We start from the raw sequence: 19,910 nt of genomic DNA on the forward strand, positions 1-19,910 counted from the left end.
CCTAAACCCGAAAATCTGCAAACATCTCCTTAAATGTTTGTAAAATTTCATCCTTTTCTGAAACCAAAGGATCGGACACTCCCCAGTCGATAGCCAAATCCGGATCATTCCAGAGAAGCCCGGATTCTGATTCCTTATTGTAAATGTTGGTGCATTTATAGCTAAAAACAGAATCCTCCAAAGCCACAAATCCATGCGCAAAGCCTTCTGGTATGTAGGCAAAATTATTGCGGTCCCCACGCAATTCAAAGATTTCATGTTTGCCGAATGTTGGAGAATCAGGACGAATGTCCACGCCTACATCTAAAACCCTTCCTGAGATTACCCGAACCAATTTTCCCTGAGCAAAAGGTGCTTTTTGAAAATGCAATCCCCTTACTACACCCTTTTTTGAAAAGGACTGATTATCCTGAACAAAATTGACAGGCAAACCTAATTTATCAAAAACCTGCTGATTGAATGACTCGAAAAACATTCCACGGTCGTCTTCGAAGACACGGGGGAAAATTTCAACTAAACCGGCAATAGATGTTTCTCGGATCTGCATGTATGAATATAATTTTTCGAAGGATTGGAGGCGCTGAGACTAATGTTACCGGCAAATTTATGAATCTATTGTTAGAGGTTGTAATTTCGGCGCATTATTTCCAAAATCATGACTTACCAAGAGCTTTTTCAACAAATTATACTGAAAAAATCTTATTTGTGTGTTGGGCTTGACACGGATATCCGCAAGATTCCCTCCCATTTGCGCAATGCAGCCGACCCGATTTTTGAATTTAACAAACAAATCATTGACGCTACAGCCGACTTTTGCGTCTCTTTTAAACCCAATATAGCATTCTATGAAGCGCTGGGTCCGAAGGGCTGGGAAAGCCTTCAAAAGACCGTTGAATATATCCCTAAAAATCACTTTTCAATTGCCGATGCCAAACGTGGCGATATTGGAAATACCTCCGGACTGTACGCCAGGACATTTTTCGATCCTGAGTCTTCCGGTTTGGATTTTCATTCGGTGACGGTAGCTCCGTATATGGGAAGTGACTCTGTTAAACCATTCCTGGAATTTGAAGGGAAATGGGTCATATTGCTTGCGCTGACTTCCAATCCAGGCAGTTTCGATTTTCAGAGGTTAGGCTTTAATGGCTCCTCGCTTTACGAGGAAGTCCTGAAAACTTCACAAACCTGGGCTGGCCCCGATCGGATGATGTATGTGGTAGGTGCAACACAGGCTTCGGAATTTCGGAAAATACGCACCATCATTCCGGATCATTTTTTATTGGTTCCCGGTGTAGGCGCTCAGGGCGGTAATCTTGAAGAGGTTTCGCGGTTTGGGATGAATTCGAGTTGCGGGCTGTTGGTTAATGCGTCCAGAAGCATTATATATGCAGGAAACGGTCTGGATTTCGCAGAAAAGGCAAAAAAGGAAGCGTTGGCGCTTCAAAAAGAAATGGAAATTTATCTTGACAAATATTGTAATTAGGTTACCTCCAATGCAACGCACTGAACCCCAGAACTATTTAATCCAGGGAATCGATCCCATCCAATTAACAGAACAATTTGGAAGTCCGCTCTATGTTTATGATGGCGGAACGATCCGGAGAAAGGTAGCTGAACTCCTGCATGCATTTGCCGGGATCAATATGAAGATTAAATATGCCTGTAAGGCAAATACCAATCTGGCAGTTTTAAAATTGATGCGGGAAATTGGAGTAGAATTGGATGTTGTATCTCCGGGAGAGCTCGAAATGGGAAAGCTTGCAGGATATAATGCATCTCAAATCACCTTTACACCCAGCGGTGTGCCATTTGAGGAAGTCAGGGAGGCCGTAGAAACGGGTGCCATTGTAAATGTGGACAGCCTGCCTCTGCTGGAATGGTTCGGTCAGACGTATGGCAATACCAAACCTTGTCTGATCCGGATCAAACCCAATGTGGCAGCTGGTGGAAACATTAAAATTATGACTGCCCATGCCGATTCTAAATTTGGCATTTCAGTGTTACTGCTTGATCAGATTTTAGAAGTGGTAAAGAAATACGACATTAAAATCATTGGACTACATCAGCATACAGGCTCTGACATTAAAGATGCAGAACCGTTTTTGAAGGTAGCTGATATTTTATTTGAGACAGCAAAACACTTCCCACATCTTGAAATCATCGATCTGGGAGGAGGATTTAAGGTATCATATTTACCTGGCGATGCCATTACGGATATGGATTTGCTCGGTGAAAAAATCTCTGAGCGATTTAAAACGTTTTGCAAAGAATATGGCCGGGAGTTACAGCTTTGGTTTGAACCAGGGAAATTTCTGGTAAGTGAGTCAGGCTATCTATTAGTAAAAACAACAGTCGTTAAAGAGGATCCGGCCCGGAATTTTGTACATGTGGATTCCGGACTTAATCATTTGATAAGGCCCATGATGTACGGGTCCTATCACCACATTCTAAATCTATCTAATCCCGACGGTGCGCTCAAATCCTACAATGTCGTAGGTTATATCTGCGAGACAGACACTTTTGCGTCAGATCGTGAACTTCCGGAAGTGCGGAAAGACGATATCCTGGCCTTCCTCAATGCCGGCGCTTACGGATTTACGATGAGCTCCAATTACAATGCAAGGTTAAGACCGGCCGAAGTTTTGATTGATAACGGCCAGGCGAGGCTGGTTAGGAGACGTGAAACATTGGAAGATTTGCTGCAAACGCAACTTGGAATGTAATGATGCAGCGAATGCTCTTTATTGCCATTTTGTCCGGCAATTTTCACTTTGCGATATTATAATGTCAAAATTTCCGGTTTAACTCCCAGGCACATGATTTTTGGTGGTCCAATACATCATTAATAAAATCAACGCCGTGAACTTTAACCAATATACTATCAAGGCGCAGGAATTAATTCAGCATGCCGCGCAAATGGTCCAGGGCAATCAGCAGCAGGCGATTGAGACGGGCCATGTTCTCAAATCCATTTTAGAGGAGGACCCAAATACTTCCCTTTTCCTTTTTAATAAATTGAATATCAGTACCGATATTCTCAATAATCGTTTACAAAAAATTCTGGACAACTATCCGCGGGTGAGTGGAGGTCAGCCTTATCTCAGTAATGAAATGGCTGCCGCAGGCGGAAAAGCGCAAAATTACCTAAAGGAATTCGGAGATGAATTTATAAGTATCGAACTCATTTTGCTGGGCATCCTTGGTGGAAAAGATACCACCGCCAATCTGATGAAAGAAGTTGGGATTAAGGAAAAAGAACTTATTAACGCCATAAAGGAACTTAGAGGAAAAAATAATCCTGTGAAAGATCAAAATGCAGAAGCAAAGTATCGTTCACTGGAGCGATACAGCAAAAATTTAAATGAATTGGCAAAGGCCGGAAAAATTGACCCTGTTATTGGACGAGATGAAGAAATCAGGCGTGTTTTGCAGATCCTAAGCCGCCGTACCAAGAATAACCCCATTTTATTGGGCGAGCCCGGTGTAGGTAAAACTGCCATTGTAGAAGGCCTTGCGCAAAGGATTGTGCAGGGAGATGTACCTGAAAATCTGAAGTCTAAAATTGTTGTTTCGCTTGATATGGGCCTCCTGATTGCGGGTGCGAAATACAAAGGCGAATTTGAGGAACGTCTCAAAGCAGTGATCAAGGAAGTGACCGACTCGGAAGGTGAAATTGTCCTGTTTATCGACGAAATTCATACATTAATCGGAGCCGGGGGAGGAGGAGAAAGCGCGATGGATGCAGCCAACCTGCTGAAACCGGCCCTGGCCCGCGGCGAATTACACGCGATTGGTGCTACGACTCTCAAGGAGTACCAGAAATATATGGAAAAGGACAAGGCGCTGGAACGTCGTTTTCAGGCTGTGATGGTGGACGAACCTAACATACCGGATGCAATCAGTATTTTGCGGGGTATTAAGGAAAAATATGAATTGCACCACGGGGTACGGATTCAGGATGACGCGGTTATTGCGGCAGTTGAGTTATCCAACAGATATATCAGCGATCGGTTTTTGCCAGATAAAGCCATCGATTTAATGGACGAAGCGGCTTCGAAGCTTAGATTGGAGATGGATAGTGTGCCAGAAGAACTGGACGAACTGAACCGCCGGATCATGCAGCTGGAAATTGAAAGAGAGGCAATCAGAAGAGAAAATAATAAGGACAAGGAAACCGTCCTGAACAGGGAAATTGCCGACCTAAGCGGGGACAGGAACACTTTGAAGGCCCAATGGGAGAATGAAAAAGGTAAAGTGAACGAGGTGCGTGCGCTGAAAGAGCAAAGCGAGCAATTGCGTTTGGAAGCAGAGCAGGCTGAACGTTCCGGTGATTTTGGAAAGGTTGCGGAAATCCGTTACGGTCGCATTCCGGAGGTTAATCAAAAGCTGGCTGAGCTTCAAAACTCTGAAAATCAACATAGTCTGATGCAGGAAGAGATTACCCCGGAAGACATTGCGGAGGTAGTTGCTAAGTGGACGGGAATTCCGGTTAGTAAAATGCTGCAAAGCGACCGTGAAAAGTTACTTCAATTGGAGGAGCATTTGCATCAGCGGGTTGCTGGTCAGAATGAGGCTATTGGAGTGGTATCTGATGCGGTACGTCGCAGCCGGGCTGGATTGCAGGATTCAAAAAAACCCATTGGAAGCTTTCTTTTTCTTGGACCAACAGGTGTTGGTAAGACTGAATTGGCAAAAACGCTGGCTGAATATCTTTTCAATGATGAAAATGCGATGGTCCGGATTGATATGAGTGAATATCAGGAACGTCACGCGGTAAGCAGGCTCGTGGGAGCGCCTCCGGGATATGTGGGTTACGACGAAGGTGGACAACTTACCGAAGCTGTTCGCAGGAAACCTTACAGTGTAATTTTGCTGGACGAAATTGAAAAAGGCCATCCCGACGTTTGGAACATCCTTTTACAAGTATTGGACGAAGGCCGTTTGACTGATAATAAAGGTCGTGTTGCTAATTTTAAGAATACGATCATCATTATGACTTCTAATATGGGAAGCCACATTATTCAGGAAAAATTTGCCGAGGATGAAGGCTGGAACCATACATTGATTGTGGAGGAGGCCAAACAGGCAGTTCTTGATTTGCTAAAAGCATCCGTAAGGCCAGAGTTCCTGAACAGGATTGATGAAATCGTTCTCTTTGAACCATTGAGCTTGAAGAACATCCGCAAGATTGTAGACATTCAATTTAAAGGAATTCAAAAAATGCTGCAGGAACAAGGCATTACCTTGGATGCAACGGACGAAGCCTTGACAAAGCTGGGCGAAGACGGTTTTGATCCTGCTTACGGTGCTCGCCCCCTTAAACGGGTTTTGCAGAGACGTATCCTGAATGAGCTTTCCAAAGGAATTCTTAGTGGTCAGGTTGCGAAAGATTCAGTAATCATGATGGAGTTAAATTCCAAAGGTGATCTGATATTTGAGAATGTAGGTAACGTTGAAATTTAATATCCGGAAATAGTTATAAATCCAGGGAGCGGCCAAAAGCCGCTCCTTTTGTTTTGGATTGATAAGCATCAAAATGCTGTTTCCACACCTGGGGTTTGCATTCAACAACTTACCTTTCCGTACTATGCAAACGATTGAATACGATTGTGGCATAATTATTGTGCAATTATTTGACTGAATAATCTAACCCTTATATCTACACAAAATCCATGGAACCGTCATTAAATTCATTCAAAGTTGCAATTCTTGTTGCCGATGGATTTGAGCAGGTTGAAATGTCCTGCCCTAGAAAAGTCCTAAACCAAAATGGCGCGACCACGCATTTGATTTCCCCCAACAAAAACTATGTCAGAGGCTGGAGTCATCTGGATTGGGGTGAAAAATTTAAGGTGGATGTGCCTCTTTCCATGGCACGTCCTGAATATTATGATGCACTTTTGCTTCCGGGAGGGATAATGGGTATGGACTGTTTAAGAATTAACCCATATGCTGTGGAATTCGTAAAATCCTTTTTCTCGTCGCGTAAGCCTATTGCGGCTATATGCTACGGCCCACAAATACTGATTGATGCGGACGTGGTATTGGGACGTACCCTCACCTCGTTTCTCTCGATCCGGCACGACCTGGAAAATGCCGGGGCAATTTGGGTTGACCAGGATGTAGTGACCAATAATGGATTGATTACCAGTCGAACAACCGATGATCTTTCTGTTTTTACCAGCACAATGATTAAAGAATTCAATATGGAGTTTCATCAATAAGAATAATGTAATAAGACACTTATCAACAAACATATTAAAGCATTCCGACCCCGGGATGCTTTTTTATTTTCCATATCTCCTCCAAAGTTTTAATATTTGCCGTCTCACGCAAGCCTCCCCATGTCGCATATTTCGCTCCTCAATGTTTCTGTTCGCAAGTACGATGTTACTGTTCTTTCAGATATTAATTGGGAAACTCAAACCGGGGAAAATTGGGCGATCATCGGGCCTAATGGATCAGGCAAGACGATTTTACTTGATATCCTTGCGGGAAAATGGCCGGTAATTTCAGGAAAACTTACATACAGTTGGGATGCGCCGCTGCGTGAAACGATAGAGCTTGTTTCAAATGACTATTCCTTCAATCGCATTGTCAGCGCAGGGGCCGAATATTATCAGCAGCGTTTTTACGCCTACGAAGCAGAGCGCGCGCCAACCTTGCGGGCCATTCTCACCGATCAGCTCAAACCGGTGGGAACCATTGATGAAAAATCCGTTAAACTGGAACCTTCCAAAGTAAATGAGCAGGATCTTGCAAAAGTTGCTGATCTCCTATCAATCACCCACCTGCTCGACCACGCTTTTGTGACCCTTTCGAATGGCGAGACGCGGCGGATGTTATTGGCCAAATCGCTTCTTAAAAAACCAAAAGTGCTCATGCTGGATAATGCATTCAGCGGTCTTGATGTAATTTCCAGAGAAGTTTTAAGAAATGCGTTAAACACTTTAACTGACGCAGGAGTAACGATTATCATGGCAACCACTGCTTCCGAAATTCCGCCTTGCATTACGCATGTACTGGAACTGGATGCCGGTAAAATCCGGAGAACTTCGTCGGTAACTCATTTTAAGGCAACAATAGAACCAGCCGATCTTCCAAAACCCGATCCAATTGCACTAGCCGATTTCGGGCAGCCGGAGCATACTGATTTTCAATCCACGGTGGATCTTCGGAACATTACGGTCCGCTATCATGATCAACTCATATTAGACAATGTGAATTGGAAAATCACAAAAGGAGAAAAATGGGCGTTGTCTGGCCCGAACGGTTCAGGCAAATCCACACTTTTAAGCATTATCACAGCAGATAATCCACAGCGTTTAGCCAACGATTTTGATTTATTTGATCGAAAAAGAGGCGGTAGTGGCGCGTCAATCTGGGACATAAAGCAGAAAATTGGACACGTATCCCCCGAGCTTCACCTGTATTTTCCAAGAAATACAACGGTATTTAAAACCATCGCATCCGGCTTTTTCGACGCAACCGGTGTTTTTTTCAAAAAGCTAACTGAATTTCAGGTCCAACGAGTAAGACAAGTTGCTGTGCTTCTGCACGTTTCCCATTTGATTGAAAAAGATTTCTCCCAGCTTTCAAAAGGTCAGCAGCGAATGATATTGCTTGCAAGAGCTTTGGTTAAAAATCCGCCGTTACTGATCCTTGACGAACCTTGCCAGGGCCTGGACACAGAATCTATTGAATATTTTAAATCAATAGTAAACGCAATTTGTGATACGCCGGAAAGGACATTAATCTACGTTTCGCATTATCCGCATGAGATTCCGGAATGTGTCACCCGCTTTTTGAAGTTGGAAAATGGTAGGGTTATTTCATGATCACTGTTTTATTCCCTGCACAATCACCGTTTGTCCACCCTCTTTATTGGTGCTTAGGCCGCTTCCGTCCGCGCCTTTGAACCTTTCGTCCTGCCAGGTGTGGATGTGCAGGTTAATCATGAATGTTTCCGGAATACCTATAATATTCGAAATGTCTATCATTGCACCGTACTCCCAGGTACTGAGTGCATAGTTTTTGGTCGTGTTGTATTTGGCATCAAATGCCGTGTCCTCACGCCGGTGATGCATTTGGAGCATTGCCTTGCTTTCTTTTGTACCCATGTTGTACTGCCAGATTGTGCCGTCGTGATCGTTCTTCTGATAGTGCGAATCGCCATCTTCCTGGACGTAGACATAATTTTTTGTCACACAAATATTGTCGGGATTGACAATAAAACTACCCGGCTTGTCTTCCCCATCCATCGCAATTTTAAGCTGGCCTTTCAGTGGATTTCCTTCATTTAATTTGAGATGATACACCCTACCCCACATATTCTTCCCCGCAAACGGAGAAACTTTATCCCCCTGACTAATGCCGGATGCTGTGAAATAAACTTCTCTCCCAGCCCCATTTCCACCTTTTCGGTAGTCCAAATCTTCTACCCGGGCGAACTGGATCATCTTTTTCTCAACAGTCTGTGTCTGCAACTGCATTCCTGTACTGTTCTTAACATCGTCAAAAGGCGCAAATTCTACATCGTACACCTGCCCCTTTACCATTTCCGTCTCTACACTTTCCTGATTTGTCCTTCGTAATGCATACAACTTGCCATTCACCAAATCCCCTACTACATCGGAAATGTAGGCAACCAGCTGGCCGTCGGCGTGATCTTCGCCAATTAACACTACTGTTTTGCCCGGAAAAGCGTCTTTTGGAAGCGGAACTGCGTTTTCAGCATTCCACTTACCAAATGCAGGTACCGTTCTTGAATGGTTCTTCTTATCCGCTGGTGCCAGCGGATCGATCGCATGTGTCATGGATTCTGACCCACTTTCCCCAGCTGTCAGAAAAAGCGGCCCGAAGCCGTGCTCGGCAGGGGTAGCCAAGGTAGCAGAACACAATCGCCATTGAGCCCCCTCGGCGTCCAGAATATATTCTCCTTTTACCGGTTTCAATTCTTTGTTCATAAAAACCCGCGATACGGAGAAAAGGCCCTCATGATTGCACACCATCACATATCCGTCTCGTGCTGGGTCTTTCATCAATGCCGCTCCGTCGGGCTGGGCGCCATAAATGAAAGACTTTGAGTCAGAAAGCGTGTCGTCGGAGCTTATTAATGTGGTTATTTTCAAACTTTCAAAACCTACAAGAGACCGCACCAATGCAGGTGTAACGGACCTGTTTTCTAATTTGACAAAATTAACAGGAGGGTCGGGCGGATCAGGCGGAGAGGGCGGCGTGTTGGTATCCTTCTCGCACCCAGCCATGATCAGAAAACCAAAAATGATAAGTATAATGGAGGTTTTTCCTCTAACCAGGTAAGGTTTTTTCATATTAAGGTTTGCCTCATAAGAAATCGATAATTTCCCGAATCAGTAAATTGACGCTATATTTATAAACTGTTCAAGACAAAAGTAACCATATCGGCACGTATTACATGGAATCAGTTTCTGCTGCGCATTTAAAAAAAGAATTCTTAGATGAAAAAAACAAGGAGGCCGATTTGGGCGGGGGCGAAAAAAGAATTCAGGCGCAGCATCAAAAGGGAAAGTTAACGGCACGAGAGCGGATTTCTGTTTTATTGGATGAAGGATCGTTTGAGGAAATAGGCAAATTTGTCTTGCATCGAAGCAACGATTTTGGCCTGGACAAAGAACATTATCTGAGCGACGGCGTAGTTACCGGGTATGGTAAGATCAGCGGCAGGATCGTCTATCTTTTTGCGCAGGATTTTACTGTTTTTGGCGGCTCACTCTCGGAAACGCATGCCGAGAAAATTTGTAAAATTATGGACTTGGCCATGAAGAATGGCGCACCGGTAATTGGTCTCAATGACTCAGGCGGGGCCAGGATCCAGGAAGGCGTTGTTTCCCTGGCCGGTTATGCCGATATATTTTACAAAAATACGCTGGCCTCGGGTGTCGTACCACAAATCTCCGCGGTAATGGGTCCCTGTGCCGGTGGGGCAGTGTACTCTCCTGCGATCACGGATTTTATTTTGATGGTTGAAAATACCAGCTATATGTTTGTAACGGGACCTAATGTGGTCAAAACCGTTACGCATGAAGAAGTTACCTCCGAAGAACTGGGAGGTGCAATGACCCACGCTTCGAAGTCCGGCGTTACCCATTTCGTTTCCGCCAATGAGGTAGAATGCCTTTTATCGATCAAAAAACTATTGAGTTATATTCCTCAAAATTGCGAGGACGATGCGCCCCGATATCCTTATTCATTGGCCGACGAGTCGAGACCTGCCCTGAACCAGATTATCCCTGAAAGTACCAATCAGCCTTACGATATGCGGGAGGTTATTTTCGAGCTATCGGACGCGGACAGTTTTCTTGAAGTACATCAGCATTTTGCAGAGAACATTGTTGTTGGTTTTGCGAGGATAGCAGGAAGAAGCATTGGAATTGTAGCGAATCAGCCGGCAGTTTTGGCTGGGGTACTGGATATTCATTCAAGCCAGAAAGCAGCGCGGTTTGTGCGCTTCTGCGATTGTTTCAATGTGCCGTTATTAGTATTAGAAGATGTTCCCGGCTTTTTGCCCGGAACGGATCAGGAGTGGAATGCAATCATTACAAATGGTGCGAAACTTTTGTATGCTTTTTGCGAAGCTACTGTACCGCGGATCACTGTTATCACCCGAAAAGCTTATGGCGGGGCGTACGATGTGATGAATTCCAAACACATTGGCGCGGATATGAACTTCGCGTGGCCCAGTGCAGAAATCGCGGTAATGGGTGCCAGCGGCGCAGCCGAAATTATATTTAAACGTGAAATTGCTCAGGCCGAAAACCCGCAGGAAAAACTTCAGGAAAAGGTCAAAGAATACACCGAGAAATTTGCCAATCCGTATCGTGCAGCGCATCGAGGATACATTGACGAGGTCATTTATCCCGAAGATACCCGCAAGAAACTCATCAGGGCTTTTGAAATGCTTGAAAACAAGGTGGATGTGTTGCCCCGGAAAAAACACGGTAACATACCGCTTTGACTTTGCGTTGCTACGTTCTAAATATTGTTATAATTTACAAGCACTTGGTAATTAGTTTCATTTCCTAAACATACTTAACCAATGAAAGAAAAAATAGGCCTTTCTGCGTCAAGAAGAACCTTTATCAAAGGTTCGCTTGCTACGCTGGCCACGTTTTCAATTGTACCCCGCCATGTTTTGGGCAGAGGTTACATTGCCCCGAGTGACCAGCTGACGAAAGCAATTGTTGGAACCGGTTCAATGGGACGCGGACATATTCCATATGCGGGCACAAAAGTCGTCGCCCTTTGCGATGTGGACAAAAAGCATTTGGAAACGGCCGTAAGTATGGTCGATAAGGGTGTGAAAACTTTTTCGGATTACCGCGAGCTCATCCAGCTTCCTGAGATAGATATCGTACACGTTGCAACTCCCCCGCATTGGCATGGGATCATTGCTGCGGACGCTGCCAGGGCAGGAAAGGATGTTTGGTGTGAAAAGCCGATGACCCGAACCATCGGTGAAGGAAAGCGATTGGTAGAAGCTGTCCAGCAGCATGGCAGGATATTCCGCCTGAACACCTGGTTCAGGTTTGAAGATAATTTTTACGGGATGCGAACAACCGTAAAACCGATTAAAAAACTGGTTCAGAGTGGGTTACTAGGCTGGCCGCTGAAAGTTACCGTAAGCAAGCACACCGGTTTCGATTGGAAATTTTATTGGGTTGGCAAAACCAACAATGCACCTCAGCCAGTACCAGCGGAACTCGATTACGACATGTGGCTTGGCCCAGCTCCGTACAAACCGTATAGTGAGCACCGGGTTCATCAGACTTTTCGCGGCTACTGGGATTATGATGGCGGCGGTCTGGGAGATATGGGCCAGCATTACATTGACCCAATTCAATATTTCCTTGGTAAAGATGATACCGGTCCTGTGAGCGTCGAAATCGATGCGCCTCAGCAACATTCGGAAGCTGTGGGAACGTGGAGACGCATCACATATACTTATGCCGATGGCTGCCAGATCGTGCTCGACGGAGAAGCGAAAGATGAGAAAGTAGCTTACATTGAAGGCCCAAAAGGAAAACTCTATCCTAATTTCAAATCCGACATTCTGGATCTTGAAAAGAAACTCGCCGCGTTTCCCGATCCTGAACCACAGGTTACTGACTTTGTTGATGCGGTTAAAAACAGAAAAAAATTCGCGCTCAACGAGGAAAACGGACACCGCTCCTGTACCATTGTCAATATGGGTTTAGTCGCATTGCGACTCGGCCGCTCTCTGAAATTCGATCCTGAAAAACAGGAGTTCATTGACGATGAGGGTGCAAATCGCCTGGTCAACCAGCCCATGCGCGGTCCCTGGACGATCTAATAAAATGGGGTCCGTTTATCAAATCTCAAAAAAAGCTAACAGCTAAAAGCTGACAGCTAACCGCTCATAAACAATGAAAAAAACACTTTATACAATTTTCGCCACCTTCCTGGTCATCTCGCAGGGTTTGGCACAAACAGAGGCTTCGCTCACGAATAAGATTGAGGTATTATTTTCAAAGATCCCTTCTGAGAATGAAGCTGGCTTGAAAAAGAATATGGAAACGCTGGAGCAGCTTGGAACGCCCGGATTGGTCCAGATTGCTTCCATGCTAACTCCTCCCGGGAAAGGCGACAATACCAAAATTCAGTATGCATTGGGCGGGTTTACTTATTACGCCTCGCAAGCGGGTAAAGAAAGTGCCCGCAAAAATGCAGCGGAAGCGTACGGCGAAGCGCTCGGCAACGTAAATGATCCCGACAGTAAAAATTTCCTGATCTATCAATTACAAACAGTTGGTAAAGATGAGTCTGTCGAAATTCTGAAAAGCTATTTAACAGACGAAAGATTATCCGGCCCAGCCGCGAGAGCATTGTCCAGAATTGGCACTCCAACGTCCGGTGCAGCACTATTACAAGCATTAAATGGTACTTCCGGCAACATTCAGATCACAATTACAGAAGCATTGGGAGGTAACAGGTACAAAGAGGCTGCGCCTGTCATAGAAAAAACAGCTGTTAGCCAAGAGCCTAATCTGCGCAAGGTAAGTTTATATGCACTTTCGGAAATTGGCGTCCCATCCTCTGAGCCAATTCTACTTGCAGCGGCTCAAAAAGTAGCTTTCGGATATGATGAGGCAGATGCTACCACCGTATATCTCAAATATCTGTCACGACTTGCTGAAAACGGTAATGCTGCCGCAGCAGAAAAAGCGGCATTGGCATTGATCAAAAATGCACCGGATGCCAAGCAAACCGCTACTCGTTCGTCTGCGCTAAAAATCTATTCGGATATTAAAAAGCGTGAATCAGTTCCTATTTTGGTGAGTGCAATGGAAAGTACTGATGTGCAATACAGGGCAGCTGCTTTAAAAATTGGACAAAAATACCTAATGGCTGATGGTGCCAAGCCGTGGATAGCTGCGATGAAAAAAGCTAAACCGGAGACCCAGGCTGAGATTGTGACCATGCTTGGACGTGCGGAATCGAAGGATGCATTACCAGAAATATTGAAATTGTTAAATTCAAAGGATAGCAAAGTCAAAATGGCGGCCGTTTGGGCGGCTGGGAAAATTGGGCAGGAAAACAGTGTTGCAAGCTTGTTACCAGTATTGAAAACTGGAAATGCTGATGAAGTAAATGCTGTAAAAAACACATTGTTAACGACTAAGGGAACTGTAATGGTCAATCAGATCAGTGCTGCTTTACCCGGTTTACCGCCCACATCCCAGTCTGCTGTCGTTGATGTACTAGCTGCCAGAGGCGCGAGTTCCAAACTTCCGGCTGTAACTGCATTACTAAAAAGTCCAAATCCGGATGTCAAAAAATCTGCATTCAATGCATTAAAATCGTTGGTGACGGGAAACGATTTACCCCAATTGTTCACATTACTCAATTCATTAACCGCACCGGATGAAATTACGGCGGTGCAGAAAGCAATTACAGTGGGAATTAAGGAATCGGGCAATGCGACTGCGCAAACCGGCCTGATCCTGAAACAAATGCAGGCATCACCGGCTGATAAACAAGCTCATTATCTTGCCATATTTTCAAGCATTGGGGATAAAAAAGCACTTGGCACTGTTGTCTCAGCCTACAATAGCGGAGATGCAGCCATTAAGAAAGGAGCTATTGCCTCACTGTCTTCCTGGAATGACGGAAGTGCGGCAAAAGACCTGCTTACCATTGCTAAAAAAACAATCGATGCAGACGATTTCAGCGCGGCTCTAGCTGGATATGCTTCAGCAGCTGGTAAATCGACCAAAACGCCTGCTATCAAAGTAATTATGCTGCGGGAGGCAATGGCGCTTGCCAAAACTGATGCACAAAAAGAAGGAATATTAAAAGAACTGTCCCGGTACAGGACATTCAACGCATTGCTTTTTGCAGGAAAATATTTGGATAATCCGGCCACTCAGCAAGCAGCGGCCCAGGCAGTCATGAGCATCGGACTTTCAAACAAAAACTTTTACGGTACTGAAATACGCAGCTTACTTGCAAAGGCGGCTTCGATATTGACCAGCAAGGACAGCGAATATCAGAAGGAATCGATCCGCAGGCATCTGGCCGATCTTCCGGCGGGTGAGGGTTTTGTTGCCTTATTTAATGGAAAAGACCTTGAAGGCTGGAAGGGGTTGGTGGAAAATCCGATAGCACGTGGCAAAATGAGTGCAGATACTTTGGCTGCCAGGCAAAGAAAGGCGGACAAAGTGGCCAAAACTGGCTGGTACGCCAAAGATGGTGAGCTGGTTTTTTCCGGTCACGGGGATAACTTATGCACGGTGAAGCAGTATGGGGATTTTGAAATGTATGTAGATTGGAAAATCCAGAAAGATGGAGATGCCGGGATTTACCTTCGCGGAACGCCCCAAGTGCAGATATGGGATACTTCGCGTGTGGACGTGGGCGCCCAGGTTGGTTCAGGAGGATTGTATAACAATGAGAAAAACCCTGGTAAACCGACAAAGCTGGCTGATAATGCCATTGGAGAATGGAATACTTTTCACATTACCATGGTGGGCGACCGGGTATCGGTTGATCTGAATGGAGAAAATGTGGTGGACAATGTGGTTTTAGAAAACTATTGGGATCGCAGTCTTCCCATTTTCGCAAAAGAGCAACTGGAACTTCAGGCGCACGGAAACCTGATCAACTACCGCGACATATATGTTCGCGAAATTCCTCGGCCAGAGCCTTTTACATTATCGCAGATGGAGAAAAAGGAAGGTTTCAAGATCCTGTTCGACGGCACCAATATGTTTGAATGGGTCGGAAATAAGACGGACTATTTCATTGAAAACGGCGAATTGGTGGTCGATCCCAAAAAAGGCGGGCAGGGAAATCTTTATACCAAGGACGAATACAGCGATTTTGACTTCCGATTTGAATTTCAACTCACACCCGGCGCTAACAATGGTCTTGGGATAAGGGCGCCCAATCAGGGTGACGCGGCTTATGTAGGTACAGAAATCCAGATCCTGGATAATGATGCGGATATTTACAAAGACCTGCATGATTACCAGTATCATGGTTCGGCTTATGGTATTATTCCCGCCAAAAGAGGTTTCTTGAAACCTCTGGGAGAGTGGAATTATGAAGAAGTAAGGGTTCAGGGCTCTAAAGTCAGAGTAACACTGAATGGAACGGTGATCTTGGACGGAGACCTTGCGGAAGCCAGTAAAAATGGAACCGTTGATAAAAAAGAACATCCGGGGCTTAACCGGACCAGCGGTTATCTGGGTTTCCTGGGTCATGGCTCAGAACTGAAATTCCGAAATATAAGAATAGCGGACTTGAGTAAGGTAAAGGAGACGCCCGTAGTTACAACGAGGAAGAAAAGTAAAAAGCAGAAATAAGTTTATTAAGCCAAACAAAGGTACCTGTCGAATGGATTCAAAAGTTTAGTATAAATTTGTATTTTCAAAAGTAAAATTTTATATTTGTTTATGAAAAAACACACACAAAAGCTCTATCCTAGCCCTGAAGATGAGGATGCCTCTCCGAAGATTTTGTCTGAACCGCCTGTTGCTTATTACGGTACAGTTCCAAGCCTTATTTTCAGTTCCTCAGCCCTCAAATCCGAAAGCCAAATGACTGGTTTTGAAAAAATGACAATAGCCAGGCAGGGAATTAGCAAAACTGATTTCGAGCGGTTTAAAGATAAGACCGGGTTAGATTATGATCAGCTAGCTGCGGCACTATCAGTTGCCAGAGCCACTTTAATCAATAAAAAGGGTACTGAAAAATTCAACCCATCTGTCAGCGAAAAAATCGTAAGCATCGCCGATATATATTCTTATGGCTATGAGGTTTTTGAGGATGTGAAGCGGTTTAATCAATGGATTTTCCGGGCGAACCATGCTTTGGGAGGCAAAAGTCCTTTTGAAATTCTGGACAGCCAGTTTGGCAGAGAGGAAGTGAGAAATTTGATAGGTCGTATTGATTACGGTGTGTATTCATAAAAGCGTACAATTTTATGATCGTATACCGTGTCGGGCGTACTAAATTCGCTCGTGACCTTACCGGTGAGGGCGCCAGGCTATTTGGCGGTCGCTGGAACCACAAATTTACCCCATGTATTTACACCTCAGAAAGCCGGGCACTGGCTTTGCTGGAATACACGGCCAACATTAATATGGACGATATTCCACGTGCTTTGAGCATTACTACATTTGAAATTTCCGAAGCCCATGTGTTAGAAATTCCTGTCCGCATCCTCCCGGGTGACTGGATCACGTCACCGGCACCTGCATCCACAAAAGATTTTGGAACAAGTCTACTTAAAAAGGCGGAATCTGGCATCCTAAAAGTCCCTTCGGCAATTTTACCTGAGGAATACAATTATTTATTGAACCCAATGCTCAGAAATGAATCGATCTATCGCATTACCGATGTTAGTGACTTTGTTTACGACATCAGGTTAAAACTTTAAGAAATTAAAAGTGCAGGTTAGAGCAGTTAAAGGCAATTTTATTTAGCTTTATTATCAAATCAACTTATCCTTTCATTCAAACTGAACCTTATGAAAATCAAACACATTCTTTTCACTGCTTTACTGGTCATTATTTCCCTTGCTAATTCCCAAGCTCAGCATACACTAACCCAAACCTGGGCGACAGATGCTTCACTTCCTATCCCTGAATCTGTTTTTTACAGTGCCCAGGATAAGCTGCTATACGTTGCGCTGATTGACGGCAAACCAGGTGAAAAAGATGGAACCGGGGGTATTGCGAAGGTTGGGTTGGACGGAAAGGTTATCGCCAAAGATTGGGTGACCGGCCTGAATGCGCCAAAAGGTATGGGGGTTATGGGTACTAAACTATTTGTTGCTGATCTTACCGAAGTAGTGGAAATTGACATAAAAACCGGGAAAGTCCTTCAAAAATATCCGGTGGAAGGTTCAAAGTTCCTCAATGATCTGACCATTGATTCCAAGGGCAGCATTTATGTATCCGACTCAGATACAAAGAAAGTGCATTTAATAAAAGATGGAAAAGTTTCTACTTATTTCGAAGACCTTGTCCGGCCAAATGGTGTGCTGGCAGTCGGCTCGGATTTGCTTATAGCGGATGCAGGCATGCTGAAGAAAGTGAGTGCTACTAAGGAAGTTAAGATTTTGGCAGAAGGTATGGATAAAAGCACGGATGGGATCGAGCAGGTTGTGCCTGGCGAGTACATTGTCTCATGCTGGGCCGGGGTAGTGTATTATGTAAAATCAGATGGAACTGCTGAAAAATTGCTGGATACCAGTGTTGACAAAATCAATTCTGCCGACATTGGGTATGATTCTGTGAAAAAAATTGTCTATATCCCAACATTTGCCAAAAACAGTGTTGTTGCTTATCAGCTAAAATAAATATATTTATAACCTAAAAATTAAACTACGGGCGTTTTCATGGACATTTTTGTTGGGAGTCTTTCTTTTAAGTTAAAGGAAAGCGAATTGCGTGAAGCTTTTGAAAAGTATGGCATAGTAAGCTCCGCAAAAATTATAATTGACAAGATTACACGTCAAAGCAAAGGCTTCGGGTTTATAGAAATGCCCAATGATGATGAGGCAAAGCTGGCAATCAGTTCATTGAATGGAGCAGATATGTATGGCAGAGCATTGGTTGTAAATGAATCGCAGAAGAGAGAGCCCCGGACTGATGGAGGCGGAGGTGCCCCGCGAGGGGATTCCAGCAGAGAAGGGTTCAGCAGACCGAGACCAACAGAAGGCGGTGACACCAGGAGCAGCAGTCCCGGAACAGGAGGAAGTAGCGGAGGTGATACCAGAAGCCCCGGTGGTGGCGGAGGTGAAACCAGAGGCCCAGGTGGTGCTGGCGGCGGATTTGGGGGCGGAGGATTTGGTAACGATAAACCCAAAGGCGGAGGAGATCGGAAATTTAGCGGAGGAAATGACCGCGGAGGCCGAGGTGGCTATGCTGACAAGTCTAGGTCAGACAATAACAGATTTGGGAAAGCCGGAGGACAAGATCATAAAAAAGGAGGAGGCGGGTCTAAGAAAATCTGGGGACGCGGTGACGACGACGGAGGATATTAAGATAAAAACCTGTAATCGCTTACAGGTTTTTTTTATTTCCTGAATATAAAATAGACAGCCAGCACCAGAAAGATAAACCCTACCAGATGATTCCAGCGGAATGTTTCGGTTTTGAAGCAAGCCGATGGTTAAAAAAAATTTCATGCAGCGGCTTTCACTTTATTATCTTTAAAAAACAGAATAAACAATACAAGAACCACTGCTGCAATTCCAGCAGGTACCATCCAGATGCTGGTCCAGTTCTTTACCCCGCCCACCGTGTACATATCTGCTACAATACCAGCCAGCCAAGAGCCGATTCCCATTCCAATACCATAAGTTGCGATTGAAATCAAACCCTGCGCAGAAGATCGATACTTTTCGCCTGCCTTACTGTCCGTATAAATCTGACCGGTAACAAAGAAGAAGTCGTAGCAAATACCATGCAGAATAATGGCAAGATATAACAACCATTCGTTGTTGGCATCCCCATATCCAAATCCAATAAAACGGACGATCCAGGCGATCAGACCGACAATTAACATCCATTTCACACCCAATCGGGTAAATGCAAGCGGAATTAGAAGCATAAAGACAACTTCCGACGCTTGTCCAAGTGACATTTTGTTTTCAACATTGGTCATCCCTGAATCGGTGAGCGATGGATTTGCCATTGCGTAGTAGAAGGATAGGGGAATGCAGATCAACAGCGAGGAAATAAAGAAAATAGCGAAAGAGCGGTCTTTGAAAAGTGTGAAGGCGTCGAGACCAAGAATATCTGAAAATGATGTCTTCGTGCTTGGCTTTGGCGGGGTATTCGGAAGGAAAAAGGAATAAATTCCCAGTATGACCGAAGCGACCATGGAAATCTTGAAAATCATCACGTTATCGCCAAAACCATAAAAACCGATAATATTTGAAACAACAATCCAGGATACAGTTCCCATTACGCGAATGGCTGGAAAATCCTTCTCCGAATTGGTAACCTGCTGCATTGCAATGGAAGTAGTGAGGGACATCATGGGTGCGAACGAAATGCAGTAAAGCAGGATAATCCCAAAGAAATTGCCCGCATCGGTAATGCCGGAAATAAAGTAGAGAAGTACCGCACCTGCTAAACTCAAAACTCCCAATACCTTTTGCGCGGCAAAGTACCGGTCGGCAATCATTCCGACAAAAAACGGGGCGATAATCTGCGCAATTGAAAAAGCGGCATAAGCATTACCGACCTGGGAGCCGGTTGCGTTGAGCGCAGTAAACATATACTTGCTCATTTGCCCATACCAAGACCCCCATATAAAATACAGGAGGAACATCATGGCCATCAATTGAAATCGCGTAGAATTTTTCATAAAAAGGAGTAGGAAATTTATTGTTA

15 protein-coding genes are annotated in these 19,910 nt (G+C 44.6%); 12 read left to right on the forward strand and 3 right to left on the reverse strand.

All coding sequences use genetic code 11. The annotated features are described in order from the left end of the window. Position 1: 1 nt before the first annotated feature. Complete coding sequence (rfbC, locus tag FHS68_RS13200; RefSeq protein WP_167270717.1) at positions 2-547, reverse strand: dTDP-4-dehydrorhamnose 3,5-epimerase; 546 nt, start codon at positions 545-547, stop codon at positions 2-4. Positions 548-655: 108 nt separating this feature from the next. Here rfbC and pyrF point away from each other — a divergent pair, with 108 nt between their 5' ends. From pyrF to FHS68_RS13225, 5 genes are all read left to right on the forward strand, one after another. Continuing rightward, positions 656-1,483, forward strand: a complete 828-nt coding sequence (gene pyrF / locus FHS68_RS13205; RefSeq protein WP_167270719.1) for an orotidine-5'-phosphate decarboxylase — start codon at positions 656-658, stop codon at positions 1,481-1,483. A gap of 10 nt (positions 1,484-1,493) precedes the next feature. Then, on the forward strand, positions 1,494-2,723 hold the full coding sequence (lysA, locus tag FHS68_RS13210; RefSeq protein WP_167270721.1) for a diaminopimelate decarboxylase: 1,230 nt from the start codon (positions 1,494-1,496) through the stop codon (positions 2,721-2,723). A gap of 136 nt (positions 2,724-2,859) precedes the next feature. Next, the gene (clpB, locus tag FHS68_RS13215; RefSeq protein WP_167270723.1) at positions 2,860-5,463 is read left to right on the forward strand and encodes an ATP-dependent chaperone ClpB; all 2,604 of its coding nucleotides are present in this window, start codon (positions 2,860-2,862) and stop codon (positions 5,461-5,463) included. 209 nt (positions 5,464-5,672) lie between these two features. After that, entirely contained in the window at positions 5,673-6,224 is a 552-nt protein-coding gene (locus FHS68_RS13220) for a type 1 glutamine amidotransferase domain-containing protein (protein ID WP_167270725.1), read from the forward strand. Positions 6,225-6,344: 120 nt separating this feature from the next. Beyond that, positions 6,345-7,838 carry an ATP-binding cassette domain-containing protein gene (locus tag FHS68_RS13225; RefSeq protein ID WP_167270727.1) on the forward strand — a complete coding sequence of 498 codons (1,494 nt, stop codon included), beginning with the start codon at positions 6,345-6,347 and terminating at the stop codon, positions 7,836-7,838. On the opposite strand, the gene FHS68_RS13230 is transcribed toward FHS68_RS13225, so the two are convergent. After that, the gene (locus FHS68_RS13230; protein WP_167270729.1) at positions 7,839-9,332 is read right to left on the reverse strand and encodes a PhoX family protein; all 1,494 of its coding nucleotides are present in this window, start codon (positions 9,330-9,332) and stop codon (positions 7,839-7,841) included. 104 nt (positions 9,333-9,436) lie between these two features. Here FHS68_RS13230 and FHS68_RS13235 point away from each other — a divergent pair, with 104 nt between their 5' ends. The 7 genes from FHS68_RS13235 (at position 9,437) to rbp (ending at position 18,553) form a co-directional block, all read left to right on the forward strand. Beyond that, the gene (locus FHS68_RS13235) at positions 9,437-10,996 is read left to right on the forward strand and encodes an acyl-CoA carboxylase subunit beta (RefSeq protein ID WP_167270731.1); all 1,560 of its coding nucleotides are present in this window, start codon (positions 9,437-9,439) and stop codon (positions 10,994-10,996) included. An 81-nt stretch (positions 10,997-11,077) separates the two neighbouring features. Beyond that, positions 11,078-12,352 carry a Gfo/Idh/MocA family oxidoreductase gene (locus FHS68_RS13240; RefSeq protein WP_167270733.1) on the forward strand — a complete coding sequence of 425 codons (1,275 nt, stop codon included), beginning with the start codon at positions 11,078-11,080 and terminating at the stop codon, positions 12,350-12,352. Positions 12,353-12,425: 73 nt separating this feature from the next. After that, positions 12,426-15,866 (forward strand): DUF1080 domain-containing protein, encoded by a 3,441-nt coding sequence (locus FHS68_RS13245; RefSeq protein ID WP_167270735.1) that lies wholly within the window; start codon positions 12,426-12,428, stop codon positions 15,864-15,866. A gap of 90 nt (positions 15,867-15,956) precedes the next feature. Next, the gene (locus FHS68_RS13250; RefSeq protein WP_167270737.1) at positions 15,957-16,472 is read left to right on the forward strand and encodes an Xre family toxin-antitoxin system antitoxin; all 516 of its coding nucleotides are present in this window, start codon (positions 15,957-15,959) and stop codon (positions 16,470-16,472) included. Positions 16,473-16,486: 14 nt separating this feature from the next. Then, positions 16,487-16,942, forward strand: a complete 456-nt coding sequence (locus FHS68_RS13255; RefSeq protein ID WP_167270739.1) for an RES family NAD+ phosphorylase — start codon at positions 16,487-16,489, stop codon at positions 16,940-16,942. Positions 16,943-17,032: 90 nt separating this feature from the next. Beyond that, on the forward strand, positions 17,033-17,866 hold the full coding sequence (locus FHS68_RS13260) for an ATP/GTP-binding protein (RefSeq protein ID WP_167270741.1): 834 nt from the start codon (positions 17,033-17,035) through the stop codon (positions 17,864-17,866). A gap of 39 nt (positions 17,867-17,905) precedes the next feature. Then, on the forward strand, positions 17,906-18,553 hold the full coding sequence (rbp, locus tag FHS68_RS13265) for an RNA-binding regulator (protein ID WP_167270743.1): 648 nt from the start codon (positions 17,906-17,908) through the stop codon (positions 18,551-18,553). Between the two features lie 140 nt (positions 18,554-18,693). Here the strand turns inward: rbp and FHS68_RS13275 are convergent, their stop codons facing one another. Beyond that, positions 18,694-19,884, reverse strand: coding sequence for a nucleoside permease (locus FHS68_RS13275; protein ID WP_167270745.1), 1,191 nt, complete (start codon positions 19,882-19,884; stop codon positions 18,694-18,696). Positions 19,885-19,910: the final 26 nt, after the last annotated feature.

This window comes from Dyadobacter arcticus (genome assembly GCF_011762185.1).
GTDB lineage: Bacteria > Bacteroidota > Bacteroidia > Cytophagales > Spirosomataceae > Dyadobacter > Dyadobacter arcticus.

Excerpts from the sequence above, each read along its gene's own strand:
- rfbC (WP_167270717.1), bottom strand. The coding sequence starts at position 547 with ATGCAGATCCGAGAAACATCTATTGCCGGTTTAGTTGAAATTTTCCCC.
- pyrF (WP_167270719.1), top strand. The coding sequence starts at position 656 with ATGACTTACCAAGAGCTTTTTCAACAAATTATACTGAAAAAATCTTAT.
- lysA (WP_167270721.1), top strand. The coding sequence starts at position 1,494 with ATGCAACGCACTGAACCCCAGAACTATTTAATCCAGGGAATCGATCCC.
- FHS68_RS13220 (WP_167270725.1), top strand. The coding sequence starts at position 5,673 with ATGGAACCGTCATTAAATTCATTCAAAGTTGCAATTCTTGTTGCCGAT.
- FHS68_RS13225 (WP_167270727.1), top strand. The coding sequence starts at position 6,345 with ATGTCGCATATTTCGCTCCTCAATGTTTCTGTTCGCAAGTACGATGTT.
- FHS68_RS13230 (WP_167270729.1), bottom strand. The coding sequence starts at position 9,332 with ATGAAAAAACCTTACCTGGTTAGAGGAAAAACCTCCATTATACTTATC.
- FHS68_RS13235 (WP_167270731.1), top strand. The coding sequence starts at position 9,437 with ATGGAATCAGTTTCTGCTGCGCATTTAAAAAAAGAATTCTTAGATGAA.
- FHS68_RS13240 (WP_167270733.1), top strand. The coding sequence starts at position 11,078 with ATGAAAGAAAAAATAGGCCTTTCTGCGTCAAGAAGAACCTTTATCAAA.
- FHS68_RS13245 (WP_167270735.1), top strand. The coding sequence starts at position 12,426 with ATGAAAAAAACACTTTATACAATTTTCGCCACCTTCCTGGTCATCTCG.
- FHS68_RS13250 (WP_167270737.1), top strand. The coding sequence starts at position 15,957 with ATGAAAAAACACACACAAAAGCTCTATCCTAGCCCTGAAGATGAGGAT.
- FHS68_RS13255 (WP_167270739.1), top strand. The coding sequence starts at position 16,487 with ATGATCGTATACCGTGTCGGGCGTACTAAATTCGCTCGTGACCTTACC.
- FHS68_RS13260 (WP_167270741.1), top strand. The coding sequence starts at position 17,033 with ATGAAAATCAAACACATTCTTTTCACTGCTTTACTGGTCATTATTTCC.
- rbp (WP_167270743.1), top strand. The coding sequence starts at position 17,906 with ATGGACATTTTTGTTGGGAGTCTTTCTTTTAAGTTAAAGGAAAGCGAA.
- FHS68_RS13275 (WP_167270745.1), bottom strand. The coding sequence starts at position 19,884 with ATGAAAAATTCTACGCGATTTCAATTGATGGCCATGATGTTCCTCCTG.